This is a genomic window from Legionella brunensis (assembly GCF_001467025.1).
GTDB lineage: Bacteria > Pseudomonadota > Gammaproteobacteria > Legionellales > Legionellaceae > Tatlockia > Tatlockia brunensis.
The window spans coordinates 155,577-168,430 of sequence record NZ_LNXV01000004.1 but is presented as its reverse complement, the minus strand read 5'-3'; the positions used below and the strand labels follow the sequence as shown (position 1 = coordinate 168,430).

Here is a 12,854-nt window from a genome sequence, read left to right as displayed (position 1 = left end):
ACAGTAATGATGACTCCTCGTGAGATAGTACAAGAACTCGATAAACATATCATTGGCCAGGATGAAGCGAAGCGGGCTGTTGCTATTGCGCTACGTAACCGTTGGCGACGTATGCAGATTAAAGATCCTGTCTTACGTAATGAAATTATGCCCAAAAATATCTTAATGATAGGGCCAACAGGTGTCGGTAAAACAGAAATTGCGCGAAGATTGGCAAAGTTAGCAAAAGCCCCTTTCCTTAAAGTTGAGGCAACCAAGTTTACTGAGGTTGGGTATGTAGGACGAGATGTTGATTCCATTTTGCGTGACTTGATTGATATTGCGGTTAAGCAAGAGCGTGAATCAGATATGAAGAAGGTAGAGCATTTAGCAGATGATGCAGCAGAAGAGCGAATTCTGGATGTGTTATTACCACCAACAAGAATGGGGTTAACCCCAAGCGAGAAAGATTCCTCTACTCGCCAGGTTTTCCGCAAGCAATTACGCGAAGGCGCTCTTGATAATAATGAGATTGAAATTGAATTATCAGCGGCTCAGGTGGGTGTAGAAATTATGGCGCCTCCAGGGATGGAGGAAATGACAAGCCAGCTGCAATCGATGTTTCAACAAATGGGCAGCGGTAGAACTAAGACACGTAAATTGACTATTGCGAAAGCCATGAAGATTTTGCGTGAAGAAGAGGCCGCAAAATTAGTCAATGAAGAGGATATTAAAACGAGGGCTATTGAAAACGTTGAGCAAAATGGCATTGTCTTCATTGATGAATTAGACAAAGTTGCCAAACGAGCTGAACAGGGTGGTGGTGATGTATCACGTGAAGGGGTTCAGCGTGATCTGCTACCTTTAGTCGAGGGCACAACGGTATCCACAAAATACGGCATGATTAAGTCGGATCATATTTTATTTATCGCTTCCGGCGCATTTCATGTAGCTAAGCCTTCCGATTTGATTGCTGAGTTGCAAGGGCGACTGCCCATTCGAGTTGAACTCTCAGCATTAAGTGTCGAAGATTTTGTTCGTATTTTAACAGAGCCTAGTGCTTCTTTGACGGAGCAATATGCAGCGTTAATGGCTACAGAAGGTTTAGAATTGACCTTCGATCAAACGGGTATCCGTCGTATTGCTGAAGTGGCGTGGAAAGTGAATGAGCGTACGGAAAATATTGGTGCTCGACGATTGTATACAGTAATGGAGCGTTTGTTAGAAGTTATCTCATTTGAAGCCACAGACAAGGCGGGTGAATCAGTGCATATTGATGCTGCTTATGTTGAGAAGCATTTGGGCAAATTAGTCGACGATGACGATCTAACTCGCTATATTTTATAAGTATTTATCGGTGGAATGGGTATTATCTACCCATTTTTCCAAAGCGGAATACGACTATTTTGCTATTGCAAACTTGGTTAGTGGTGTCGAACCAATTTTCTATATCTGAAAAATCAACCATCTCAATTGTCTTCATTTTTTCCACGAGAATAGAAGATATAGATTAACTCATAATGACGTTCATGGATTGATCCCTTGTTCCATGACTTTTGCAAGCGAGTCTAGTGAGCCAATAGTAACAAATAAGCTAGTCTGATAGTTAATAGACGTTATCTTTGTCTTTGATATTTGTGATTCAAAGAAAATCGCAATTTTTTAATGCATTATCTTATTTAGAATAGATTGTTCTCTGTACGGGGCTTTTTCTAAACATGCCAGCGGGTTACCAGGGTGCTTGACGGTATTGCTGCCAATCGGGGATATCCGGCAAAACTGCGGCTTGATAACGGACCTGAGTTTATTTCTCTGGTGTTGGCTGACTGGGCTGAAAAATACGGTGTTATTCTTGAGTTTATTCAACCCGGGAAACCCACTCAAAATTCGTTTATTGAACGGTTTAACCGAACTTATCGCAATGAAATACTGGATTTCTACCTGTTCAGAAATCTTAATGAAGTACGGGAAATAACCTGGAAGTGGATGAAGGAATATGACCAAGAAAGACTGCATGAATCACTGGGATATATCTCACCATTTGATTACAAATTGATAAAAAATGAGTCGGGAAACTCTAATTTAGGATGGCACTAAAAAAGGGAGGTTTACAACTTCACCTTCCAAAATTTTAATATTGAGCGAGGACTACTATGGAATCAGACTAACGATCTCAATCGTGGACTGCAAATAAACTATAATCAAGGGCCTTTCAGTGGGTCGCTTCTTTTAAGTGATGGTTTTTATTCTGGACGGCTTAATTGGCTCTCTGGATTGATGACTTATACTATTAATTCAAAAAATAACTTAAGCGTAGTAGCTTCCGGTAATATAAAACATGACAGCGAATCCAGTCTTGTAATCCCGTTAGCACAGAATAACAGTCAGATTTACAATTTGATTTATTCTTATACAGCCGGCAGTTTAACAATAAGCCCTGCATTGCAATTTACTCATGTGCCTAGAGATCCAGGTGTCGAATTGTTGTATTCCGCGTGGACTTATAGTGTGGCCTTAGCGACAAAATTTGTTTTTAATACTAATTGGAGCATCACAGGCCGCGTAGAATACATTGATACAACAGGTGGAATCAATATAGCCTAGGGTTCTGGCAGTAATGCCAGGTCACTAACGCTAACACCCACTTACCAGCGAGGAATCTTTTTCACACGGGGTGAGGTCTCCCTTGTGCAAGCCAATAATATTACTGCGGGCTCAGCTTTTGGTCGCGATGGTACAAAACACTCACAAAGCCGGTTGCTAATTGAATCAGGTGCATTATTCTAGCAATAGCTACGCAGCATTTAAGATTTAAATTGCCACACTAGGCCAATAGCAGGCAATAACGTCAGGTTACTTACTTTCTTTAGTGACATACATTTGAGAATCAGCAAGACATAGCATATCTTCGAGTGTTTGGTGCTCTTTTTGATTATATTGGACGCTACCCACACTGAATTCTATTGCATAGTCTTTTGTGTCAGCAGATTTCAATGAATCTTTCAAACGTTGAATAATATCGGGTAGATTCTTTTGGTTTAGTCCAGTACAAAATATACAAAACTCATCACCGCCTAAACGAGCGATTACATCATAATAACGAAAGTTGTGAACAAGAGCGTTCGCGAAAATTTTTAATACTTTGTCGCCTTCAGAATGCCCGAATTGATCATTGATATGCTTAAATTTATCTAAATCAAAAAATAATAAGGTAAAAACTTGATTTTCAAGTTGGCATTTTTGAAACAAATAGCCAGCTAATTTTAAAAATCCTCTTCGGTTAGATATACCTGTTAATTCATCAGTTATAGAAATTTGTAATTGCTTCAGATCCATTTCCACCATTTGCGCAAGATCATAAACGATGTTTGAATCAATTTCATCTTTAGATTTAGGTTTGTCATCAATTAAGCAAATAACACCCACATTATATCCATTGACTTTTAAAGGACACCCTAAATAAAACCTGAAATTTGGCTTTCCTAATACAAAAGGATTATCAAAAAATCGTTTATCCTTGGTTGCGTCTTCGACAATCATAATTTCATCTGAAAGAATAACATGACCGCAAAAAGAGGTTTTTCGAGCAGCCTCTTTGATGTCGAATCCTTGTGTCGATTTCATCCATTGGCGCTCAGCTTCGAGAAACGAAATAACAGAAATAGGGACTCCAAATAGTTTGCAAGCAATACGAGTTACTCTATCGAAACGTTCCTCTTTTTCGGTGTCGAGTATTTGTAATTTATAAAGTGTGGCTAAGCGTTCAGCTTCGTTTTCTGGTCTATCAGGAGGTGTCATTATTATCCTTGCTATTTACATCAAAATACCTATGAAAACTGTTATATGAATAGTATATATCATTTATTTTTTGGAAATTAAGTAGTGAAATGCTCATTTGGTTAATAGAGCCAGGGGACTTAGCTATCAGAAATATGACAAAAAACAACAGAAGAGGGAAACGTCTGCGGTAAATGAGGCCATTAAGTCTGATTAATCCTCAAATCAGTCTTAATTGGTAACTTGGAGAATCTCGGGCGAAGTGCGACAACCCCTTTCTGACTGCCTTGATTACTGGTGTTGCAACTACCTTTATCTGTTAATAACTATAAAAAATCATTTAGTTTTGCAAGTCATCGCTCTTAATTTTAAGGTTAGCAAGGCCATGCTTTTCAAATTCATTAGCATATTGTTCTTTAATTTCTTCTATTCTTTTTATTCGCTCGATAGCATCCATTTTGCTGTATCGCTCCATGCCTACTGCATTAATCATATCTCGTTCACCAAGCCTATGAATTAGCTCATCCCAGAAAAGTTCGTTTTCATAAGGTTGGATAACTTTCTCATTAAGATAATCTTCATAATCCGCTTTCTCAAAGTAATCATTGAACTCCAGAGAAAATTCTATTTTGTCTTCAGCATCCATTTCTTTGAAATAAGACAACAAATTCTTCTTTAAAACTTCGTACTCATCTGGTTCAGCTTCCTTTATGGTATAGGAATGAAGAACCCAATCAGCTATATATAACATATCAAGCAATGCTCGATATTCTTTTTTAGTTAAATTAATTTTCATGGGATGCTATTACTTACCTTGTCTTTCAATTGATGTCTTGTAATATTCTGCAAATCGCTCTGCAGGAGTTTGATAGTCTAAACATTTTAATGGCCTATTGTTTATCTCTTTAGCAATACGCCTCACCTCTTTTTCCTTTAATACATCAATATTAACATGCCGTGGTAATTCAACACGAATAATCCCATTGCCATTTTCAATTGCGCCCTTTTCGTAAGGAGATCCTGGATGACAAAAATAAATATCAGTCTCTAAACAATCTTTAATCCATGCAAATTTTTGAAATTCCATTCCTTGATCAAAAGTAATAGACCGGATTGCTTTCTTTACGTTCTTAATAGTAGATATAAGGGCTAATGCGGTACCCCTTGCAGTTTTATTTTCATTCTTGATAGCAATTAAATACCTTGAGGTACGTTCACGTAATGTAATTAAATTGCTTTTGACTCCTCGTTTAAACATCATGAGGTCGCATTCCCAATGACCAAACTCCTCTCGATTATTAATGTGGTTTGGACGATTATTAATTAATAAATCTCTAGGAATTCGAGATTTGCGACTGTGGCGTTTGATTCGTAATTTATGTTTCCTTCTCAAACACTGATAAAACCGATTTCGAATATTATAGTCGCTATAAATATAGCGATAGATCGTTTCATGAGAAATGAGCGTTTGACCTCCATTCTCATATTTTAATCGACCCTCAATTTGCCCGGGTGACCAACCGGTGCCTAATTTATTATGAATATACATGCACAATTGAGCATCTTTTGACAATTTCGTGCTTCTTTTTCTTCGTTTTATATATCTCTTTTGCCCTATAGAAGGCAAATAACAGGACTGATTGTTTGTCCATGTATTTTTAAAGCTATTACGGATAACTTCTCTATATATCGTTGAACGATGAACCTTCAATATTTTCGCTATCCTAGCTTTTGAATAACCCTTTTCTAACATAATCTGGAGAAATACACGATCCAATTCACTCAAATGCTTATAACAAACTCCCATCCTTTTGCTCCTTATGCAACTGATGATATTTTACTCATCTGTCGCACTTGGCGCGAGATTCTGCCGACTCTTCAAACGAGCCTCTCCTTTCTTCACTAGATTTAGTTTTCACGCTAATCAGAATTAATATTTGTAATAAATTTCCCCTTCCCTGTTAGTCAATCAGGGAGAGTCAATACATAAAATCTTATATATGATAAAATAATGACCATAATAACTTTTTTTCTGTAACGATGAAATTTTTTCTCTTATTTTTTCTTATTTCCACTACTGTATTTGCAAATCCAATTAATCAAAAATTAACTGTTCATTGTCCAAAATCAGTAGAATGTAACGATAATCCTTATGATGGATATTACCGCTGCCACGCTTCGAATGACGAATATAACATGTGGGGAGTTCCTGAATATGGCAGTATTTATTATCCAAGCGGTAACTATAAACTAGAAAAGGTAAAAGCTGAGCTTTTTCCTAATGGGGATATAACATGTTTTTATCGAATAAATAATAAGCAGCCATTAGATATGACAATTAAGTTAAGACGACAGTTAGATCACTTCCAAACATTTGACGAAGGCACTCTTATTACAAATACTTTTTCCCCAATTCAAAATGATTTATCACATTGGGTAGTAAATGGTGGAAATGCTATTTGTGAATCTAATAACACATTTAATTGCCCCATGACAGAAGTACCAGAAGTGGTAATCTCAAGAAGAGCAAGCGGATCTTTGTCATTTTTTTGGCCAAGTAATGATCAATCTGGATTTGAAGCGCCTTTTGTCACCTCTGGCCGCTTGGATTTTAATAGTTTAAAGGAACTTTGCGGGATTACTTCAACCTGTATATTGAATGTAGGACATTGCTCTCCTGACAAAGATTATTGTGAAGTGCAAGGGATAGTCAGTATTGATCTTTCGAATGCTGATGGAATCCAGATAAATGAAATAAATGCTGTGCCCTCTTCACCTGTGTATTGCAATTTCAAAAGAAGAGAACCATTTAACACACTTGATTGTGAGCCTATAGAAGATACTAGTTATAAGTAAATCATTTTATATATGCTTAATCACTGACTCGAGGCAAAAAGAATAGTAGGTTTCACCTTGCATTAAGTGATCTGTTTATTTAAATCAGGTTTAATCTGGTAGCTATATGGACTTTTTAAACTTTTGATCAATTTTAAAGTCTTCATCTGAGAAAACTAATCTTTCAACATTGAGAATGCCAAAACGAGTAAACTCAATATTTTTTTTGTTTGCTAAACATGACCAATTTTGCATATTCGAAATAAATTGGCCATTCTTTTTTGTGAAGACTCTCGGAATAAATGCCGCTGCATTTTTGCTTAGATTGCTCACTCTTGCTGATGCAAACAAAAATGCCTCAATACCAGCATTTCTCATATCTGTTCCTAATGGTTGGCTATAGTCATAGTTATTTTTATTAGAAATTTTTTCTAGATGTTTGCTAAACATATTCTTTGTTAGATCAATTCCTTGTTTAGTGTTTATATGTGCCTTAAAAACTGTCATTGGAATCTCTATATAACCAAGATTTGCTGAGCTATCATCAAAAAATTTTAGACGGTAAAATGCTACTTCTGCAAATGATGTTTGCAGTTCTAGGGAGCCATACCATAAAGAAGGTTCAAATTGTCTTCCAAAACGAGAACCGTATTTTAAAGGTGGATATCTAAAGGGAGTAAAAATTAAATAATGAGTTCTATTAGGTACAATAGGTTTTGAATCTTCTAATAACTCTTCTAAAAGATCATGTTCCTCTATTGTATCCACTAAATCTCTGGAGCTAGAAATATGCTGGGCCTCAACAACCCTCCAAGGATCAACTTCAATCTGTTCAATATGCTTTTCACCCTCACAGCTAACCCAAAGACTCATAACTTACCACGCATTGCATCTAAATAATTAAGGACAGAAATTAATCCGGGAATAGTTTTCATTTCTTCAAGCGGTTTTTTTTGAAAATATTTATTTTTATTATTTAACCATAATCTAGCCTTTTCATGATTATTACCTACCATAGCATTTAAGCTGCGGTAAATTCTGACTAACAATAAGGCCATTTCACCTTCTTTTGTTTGGGGAGAAATTAGTTTCTTTCCTTGATTCAGGCGTGAGGCCGTAGATTCACTTATACCAATAATCTCACTAAGTTCTTTTCCTGATAAAGAATAATACTTAGATAGATTACAAATTGCTTTCGTTAAAACAATTTCTTTTTCGTGTTGCTTATTTTCAGAGGTTTTCATCTTGCGCCATCCGTATTATTTCAATTGAAATTATAATTCATTTTTATTTCATTTGCAACTTGAGCCGGACGTGTGGGTTTAAACGATATGAAACTTTCTAACAAATATACGTATTAATCAGAGGGATGATAAAACTGGAGGTAATTAGTAAATATTTACCAATAAGTTATTTTAAACACTTAATATTATTTTGACATCTCGTTATATTGATTAAGAATTTGTTCGAATGTTTCTCGAGGAGTTCGACCTTTTTTTTGTAGCAAGCCAATTCCCAGATGTCATTGAATTCTTCTTTTGTGAAACCTCTTTTTTGATAAAATTTCCATTCAGTTAATAAAATATGTCGTGATTTATTCCAATCAGAAGCAATTGCTTCAATGATAGATTTAGTTTCCTTCATCTTATTTAAATCTTTAGAAAATTCTGCATTCATCACTGAAAGTTGATTTGCTTCTGCCGCTAATGAATTAGCTTTTTTACTAAAATATGCTGAAATAATGGCGATAATTGCTGATATTACCGCTATAATCGTTCCCCAATCAAACTTCATTTCACCTCCTTTCAATTGATAAATAAGAGAAAATCTTTTGAAAGATAGTTAGCATCCTCTTTAACGGTTAAAGATTCTCCCGCTTTAATTTGACTTATTGCTTCTTTGAATGTAATAAATCCAATGATTTGCATGCAAATTATTTTATTGTTCATATACAGCTCATATAAGAGCTAATTATTATAATAATTTCTGAGAATTTTTTTAATTTTTTTGTAATATTTTTAATTCAAAACCAAACTTATCTAAAAAAACTGATTTAATGGTTTTTTCCATAACGTCTATTAGAGGTTTTGCATCATCAATATGAAAATTGATGAATTTTGATACAGCTTGGCAAAGCTCCCCGTCTTTATTTTTAAATTTTTATAAATATACCGTCTACCTCCATCATTCTCATCCTGATGTGCAATGGTTTTGTCAACATGTTCTATTACCTTCCTATGCAACTCAATAAAATTATCGTTTTAATTATATGCCGTCGGATCAATATGAGCGAAACAAGAACCCTCCCACTTTGAAGCTTGAAATAAGCTTCGGTAATAAATTGAAAATAATTGATATTCATCGATGATTAATTCATAAAAATTAACATCATTTTTGGATAGCATATTGATTAAATTAATATGGAGGGAACGGAGGTTTTGAACAACAGAAATTAATCTTTTTAATTCATTGACTCTATTTAGTAACCTGATAAAAGTATTTTGTTCTGAGAACTCTTCTAAGTGTGTTATTATTTTTCTACTCATAAAATTAGCCTTCAAACAATTCTTCAATTGTTGATTGCATTTCATCCTGGCTTGGCTTGGCATAGCGAAAAATTTCTTTAATAGAAACATTTCCACTTAATTCTTGTGCAAAATGCACTCCATGTTTATCCGTCACCTTCTTTAGAAAGGTATGTCTTAATTTATGAGGAGTAAAAGCAAACTTTTCCTGTTCGGGTAAAAATGCAAGTGCCTGCTTTAATACTCGCTGACATATACGATAAACATCCAAAGTTTGTAATCGAGTTCCATAGCGGGTAACAAATAATGGTTCTTCTTTCTGAGCCTGCCTCTTTTCTAGGTATTGATCTAAACACACCCTACTCTCTTGTGGTAAAGGAATTTTTTGACTAATGCGTTTTGATTTGTGACGAAGAACATCACACAACCCTTTTTGTCGATACTGTCCAATATTTAAAGAAACCACTTCGGACTCACGAAGACCCGTTCCAAGTAACAAATAAAAAAGTGCAGTTTCCATTAAGGGGTTTTGATTTTTCCGAGTACAGCTTTTCTTTTAATGCGTTGCTCACAAGCAGACTTAAGCCTCATTAATTGACGTGAGGTCAAACCATTCCAATCAGGTGCATCAGTTTGTAAATCCTTGACTTGCGCTAACGGGTCGCCTGCTAATAATGGCCGTTGTTGATGAAGCCATCGACCTACATGACGAATTGTTGCCATCGTTCTATTAATAGAAGTAGCTTTATAAGGTTTGCCCGTTTTCTCTGAAATTGTTTTACATAAATGTTTCTGAAAATGCTTGCTAACAGCCGGTGTCCAGCTATCCACCAAATCATGCCCTACTTCCATTTGAAAGAAATTTAAAAATTTAGACAAATCTTTAATTTTGGCTTGCTCCGTTTTTTCAGGAGCGCCCTTCACATGCACTGAGTAATAATAAGACAACCACGCAGAAAGTGAATTGGTGTCAAAATGAACATCTAACAGGTGGGAAATCTTATCTATCACAAACTTTCGATTTTTGGAATTTTGCTCGTCCAGGAAATTCATAGGGTCTCATTTTTATTTTTCCCCCATTATAGCCTCTTTGTGATGGATAAGGTACGTTATCTATCTCAAACATATTCTCAATACTCTTCTAAGATTTGGTATTTATTATCTGAGCTTAACAAGACTTATCGAAAAATTAATCGTAAACGACACACATGCTTTAAAGGATTTAGACTCCACTCAAAGTTGCATGCGATTTCAAAAGTAAATCTTAGAACATCCTCCCTTAACTCATTGATAAAAATTGTGAGCGACATTTTCAAGTTCTTTTCCTGGAGAAGAAGGAAGGAATTTCCGTAATTGGCAAATTATAGAACACTAAATCTCAGGGTTTTATATTAAGCTATCCTGGGAGAAAATATTATTGACGACATACAAGGACAAGGAGCTTGTATCACGAGACGCTTTATCAGATAGAAGGTCATTAACCATGATTATGCTAATGACTTCTATCCTCATGTACTACTAAATTTCCATCAAATCCTTTTCTTTTTCGCTTAATAAAGTATCAACATCAGCGACATATTTATCAGTTAGCTTTTGAATTACATCAACGGCTCGACGCTCATCATCTTCAGAAATTTCTTTTGCTTTAACCAATTCTTTCAAATGATTATTTGCATCACGACGAACATTGCGAATTGCTACACGTCCTTGCTCACCCTCATGTCGTACAACTTTGATCATTTCCTTACGACGCTCCTCAGTTAAAGGAGGCATTGGGACACGAATAGCATTTCCAGCTGTTGCAGGATTTAATCCTAAATCAGAGGTTAAAATGGCTTTTTCAACAGCAGCCACCATCGCTTTTTCCCAAGGTGTTACCAGTAATGTACGAGAATCACTAACAGTAACATTCGCCACTTGATTCAAAGGTGTTAGATTACCATAATAATCAACATGAACATGGTCCAAAAGACTAACATTAGCACGACCCGTACGTATTTTAGTCAAATCATTTCGCAACGTTTCAATGGTTTTTTTCATACGCTTTTCAGCGTCCTGCCTGATATCATTGATCATGGTTTGCTCCTACTATGGTTCCAACCCGTTCTCCAAGAACAATCTTCACGAGCGCATTTGGAGATGCCATATCAAATACCTGTAAAGGCATACCATGATCCTGGCATAGGCAAATGGCTGTAGAATCCATTACTTCAAGTCCTTCACTTAAGACTTGTCTATAAGTTAAATAATCATATCGAATAGCATTAGGATTTTTAAGTGGATCAGCTGAATAAATTCCATCAACTTTTGTCGCTTTCAATACAACATCCGCACCTACTTCAATCGCTCTTAAACAAGCAGCAGAATCAGTAGTAAAAAAGGGATTTCCAGTACCTGCAGCAAAAATAACTACATGCCCATTACGTAAATGCGTGATTGCTTTACGTCGATGGTAAGGGTCCACAACACCAAGCATGGGAATTGCAGACATGATGCGTGCGGGTAAATCGATACGCTCTAAGGCATCACGCAAAGCTAAAGCATTCATTACAGTAGCAAGCATACCCATGTGATCACCGGTAACTCGGCCAAGCCCTGCCTCCGACAATGCCTTACCACGAAATAAGTTACCGCCACCAATAACGATACCAACTTCAACACCCATGCGAATCAGCTCAGCAACTTCTTTAGCCATACGATCAAGAACAGACGGGTCTATCCCAAATTGAGACTTACCCATCAACGCCTCACCACTGTATTTAAGCAGGATGCGCTTGTATTTTAATTGAGATTGATCGGAATTCATCATTAATCACGAACCTGAGCCATTACTTCTTCAACGAAATTGTCTTCTTTTTTCTCAATACCTTCACCAACCTCGAAGCGTATAAAGGAAACAACATCAGCATTTTTTTCCTTTAATAATTGACTGACTTTCTTGTTGGGATCTTTGACATAAGGCTGACCCAGTAAACTGACCTCATCAACAAACTTATTAATACGACCTTCAATCATTTTATCAATAATTTCTTGAGGCTTACCGCTCTCACGCGCTTGTGCAGTAAAGATTTCACGCTCGTTTTCAATTGCTTCAGCAGAAACTTGATCACGATTCACAACCATAGGTCTGCTAGCAGCCACGTGCATGGCGATATCTTTTGCAAGAGTCTCATCACCATTTTTCATGTTAACCATAACACCAATACGGGTTCCATGCAGATAATGCCCAACCACACCTTCAGAAGACATTCTTTCAATGCGACGTAATTTAATATTCTCACCAATTTTAGAAACTAGTTCTTGTCTGGCTTGTTCAACTGTCACATTGCTGCCAATCAAAGTTTGGTTTGATAACATTTCAATACTGTCAGCAGAAGTAGCCAACGCAGTTTCACCAACTTTGTTAGCGAAGCTAGTAAAGTTCTCGTCTCGAGCCACGAAATCAGTCTCGCTATTGATTTCAAGCATAATAGCTGAGCGACCATCTGCTGAACGAATAATTATAATTACCCCTTCTGCAGCAACTCTATCAGCCTTTTTATCTGCTTTGGCTTGCCCAGCTTTACGCATTTCGATAATGGCTTGCTCGATATCACCATTTGTCGCGATTAAGAACTTTTTGCATTCCATCATTCCAGCGCCAGTACGCTCGCGTAATTCCATTACTAATGAAGCACTAATTGACATATTTCACCCTCCACATAACAAAAAGGGGGCACGTGAAATAAATCAACGCCC

Annotated in this window: 14 protein-coding genes and 2 pseudogenes; 4 read left to right on the top strand and 12 right to left on the bottom strand. The window is 36.4% G+C overall.

Going from position 1 to position 12,854, the window contains the following annotated elements:
- The first annotated feature begins 9 nt into the window (after nt 1–9).
- The 3 genes and pseudogenes from hslU to Lbru_RS02390 all read left to right on the top strand — a co-directional run.
- The gene (gene hslU, locus Lbru_RS02400; RefSeq protein ID WP_058440855.1) at nt 10–1,326 is read left to right on the top strand and encodes an ATP-dependent protease ATPase subunit HslU; all 1,317 of its coding nucleotides are present in this window, start codon (nt 10–12) and stop codon (nt 1,324–1,326) included.
- Between the two features lie 375 nt (nt 1,327–1,701).
- Nucleotides 1,702–2,076 (top strand): annotated as a pseudogene (locus Lbru_RS02395) (transposase); the annotation flags it as partial.
- A 30-nt stretch (nt 2,077–2,106) separates the two neighbouring features.
- Nucleotides 2,107–2,766, top strand: a pseudogene (locus tag Lbru_RS02390) (outer membrane beta-barrel protein); the annotation flags it as partial.
- A 66-nt stretch (nt 2,767–2,832) separates the two neighbouring features.
- Here the strand turns inward: Lbru_RS02390 and Lbru_RS02385 are convergent.
- From Lbru_RS02385 to Lbru_RS02375, 3 genes are all read right to left on the bottom strand, one after another.
- A complete protein-coding gene (locus Lbru_RS02385; protein WP_058440585.1) occupies nt 2,833–3,777 on the bottom strand; it encodes a sensor domain-containing diguanylate cyclase in 945 nt (314 codons plus the stop codon).
- A 319-nt stretch (nt 3,778–4,096) separates the two neighbouring features.
- Nucleotides 4,097–4,552, bottom strand: a complete 456-nt coding sequence (locus Lbru_RS02380) for a hypothetical protein (RefSeq protein WP_058440584.1) — start codon at nt 4,550–4,552, stop codon at nt 4,097–4,099.
- A 9-nt stretch (nt 4,553–4,561) separates the two neighbouring features.
- Entirely contained in the window at nt 4,562–5,563 is a 1,002-nt protein-coding gene (locus Lbru_RS02375) for an IS30 family transposase (RefSeq protein WP_058440583.1), read from the bottom strand.
- A 233-nt stretch (nt 5,564–5,796) separates the two neighbouring features.
- Between Lbru_RS02375 and Lbru_RS02370 the strand changes: the two genes are divergently transcribed.
- Nucleotides 5,797–6,612 carry a hypothetical protein gene (locus Lbru_RS02370; RefSeq protein ID WP_058440582.1) on the top strand — a complete coding sequence of 272 codons (816 nt, stop codon included), beginning with the start codon at nt 5,797–5,799 and terminating at the stop codon, nt 6,610–6,612.
- A gap of 102 nt (nt 6,613–6,714) precedes the next feature.
- Here Lbru_RS02370 and Lbru_RS02365 read toward each other — a convergent pair whose 3' ends face one another.
- From Lbru_RS02365 to tsf, 9 genes are all read right to left on the bottom strand, one after another.
- Nucleotides 6,715–7,464, bottom strand: coding sequence for an RES family NAD+ phosphorylase (locus tag Lbru_RS02365; protein WP_058440581.1), 750 nt, complete (start codon nt 7,462–7,464; stop codon nt 6,715–6,717).
- The gene (locus tag Lbru_RS02360) at nt 7,461–7,835 is read right to left on the bottom strand and encodes an antitoxin Xre/MbcA/ParS toxin-binding domain-containing protein (RefSeq protein ID WP_058440580.1); all 375 of its coding nucleotides are present in this window, start codon (nt 7,833–7,835) and stop codon (nt 7,461–7,463) included. Before Lbru_RS02360 ends, Lbru_RS02365 begins: the two co-directional genes overlap by 4 nt.
- A 166-nt stretch (nt 7,836–8,001) precedes the next feature.
- Complete coding sequence (locus Lbru_RS02355) at nt 8,002–8,385, bottom strand: hypothetical protein (RefSeq protein ID WP_058440579.1); 384 nt, start codon at nt 8,383–8,385, stop codon at nt 8,002–8,004.
- 11 nt (nt 8,386–8,396) lie between these two features.
- Entirely contained in the window at nt 8,397–8,540 is a 144-nt protein-coding gene (locus Lbru_RS17050) for a hypothetical protein (protein ID WP_157061478.1), read from the bottom strand.
- A 601-nt stretch (nt 8,541–9,141) separates the two neighbouring features.
- Complete coding sequence (locus tag Lbru_RS17685) at nt 9,142–9,636, bottom strand: tyrosine-type recombinase/integrase (protein ID WP_238583806.1); 495 nt, start codon at nt 9,634–9,636, stop codon at nt 9,142–9,144.
- The gene (locus Lbru_RS17680) at nt 9,636–10,169 is read right to left on the bottom strand and encodes a site-specific integrase (protein ID WP_238583805.1); all 534 of its coding nucleotides are present in this window, start codon (nt 10,167–10,169) and stop codon (nt 9,636–9,638) included. The genes Lbru_RS17685 and Lbru_RS17680 overlap by 1 nt, the downstream gene beginning before the upstream one ends.
- Before the next feature lie 465 nt (nt 10,170–10,634).
- Nucleotides 10,635–11,192 (bottom strand): ribosome recycling factor, encoded by a 558-nt coding sequence (gene frr / locus Lbru_RS02340; RefSeq protein ID WP_058440577.1) that lies wholly within the window; start codon nt 11,190–11,192, stop codon nt 10,635–10,637.
- A complete protein-coding gene (pyrH, locus tag Lbru_RS02335) occupies nt 11,182–11,925 on the bottom strand; it encodes a UMP kinase (RefSeq protein ID WP_058440576.1) in 744 nt (247 codons plus the stop codon). The genes frr and pyrH overlap by 11 nt, the downstream gene beginning before the upstream one ends.
- Complete coding sequence (gene tsf, locus Lbru_RS02330; protein ID WP_058440575.1) at nt 11,925–12,803, bottom strand: translation elongation factor Ts; 879 nt, start codon at nt 12,801–12,803, stop codon at nt 11,925–11,927. Before tsf ends, pyrH begins: the two co-directional genes overlap by 1 nt.
- Nucleotides 12,804–12,854: the final 51 nt, after the last annotated feature.

Coding starts and splice junctions, on each gene's coding strand:
- Lbru_RS02380 (WP_058440584.1), bottom strand. CDS start 4,552: ATGAAAATTAATTTAACTAAAAAAGAATATCGAGCATTGCTTGATATG.
- Lbru_RS17685 (WP_238583806.1), bottom strand. CDS start 9,636: ATGGAAACTGCACTTTTTTATTTGTTACTTGGAACGGGTCTTCGTGAG.
- tsf (WP_058440575.1), bottom strand. CDS start 12,803: ATGTCAATTAGTGCTTCATTAGTAATGGAATTACGCGAGCGTACTGGC.
- pyrH (WP_058440576.1), bottom strand. CDS start 11,925: ATGATGAATTCCGATCAATCTCAATTAAAATACAAGCGCATCCTGCTT.
- Lbru_RS02355 (WP_058440579.1), bottom strand. CDS start 8,385: ATGAAGTTTGATTGGGGAACGATTATAGCGGTAATATCAGCAATTATC.
- Lbru_RS02385 (WP_058440585.1), bottom strand. CDS start 3,777: ATGACACCTCCTGATAGACCAGAAAACGAAGCTGAACGCTTAGCCACA.
- Lbru_RS02375 (WP_058440583.1), bottom strand. CDS start 5,563: ATGGGAGTTTGTTATAAGCATTTGAGTGAATTGGATCGTGTATTTCTC.
- Lbru_RS17050 (WP_157061478.1), bottom strand. CDS start 8,540: ATGAACAATAAAATAATTTGCATGCAAATCATTGGATTTATTACATTC.
- Lbru_RS02365 (WP_058440581.1), bottom strand. CDS start 7,464: ATGAGTCTTTGGGTTAGCTGTGAGGGTGAAAAGCATATTGAACAGATT.
- hslU (WP_058440855.1), top strand. CDS start 10: ATGACTCCTCGTGAGATAGTACAAGAACTCGATAAACATATCATTGGC.
- Lbru_RS02360 (WP_058440580.1), bottom strand. CDS start 7,835: ATGAAAACCTCTGAAAATAAGCAACACGAAAAAGAAATTGTTTTAACG.
- Lbru_RS02370 (WP_058440582.1), top strand. CDS start 5,797: ATGAAATTTTTTCTCTTATTTTTTCTTATTTCCACTACTGTATTTGCA.
- Lbru_RS17680 (WP_238583805.1), bottom strand. CDS start 10,169: ATGAATTTCCTGGACGAGCAAAATTCCAAAAATCGAAAGTTTGTGATA.
- frr (WP_058440577.1), bottom strand. CDS start 11,192: ATGATCAATGATATCAGGCAGGACGCTGAAAAGCGTATGAAAAAAACC.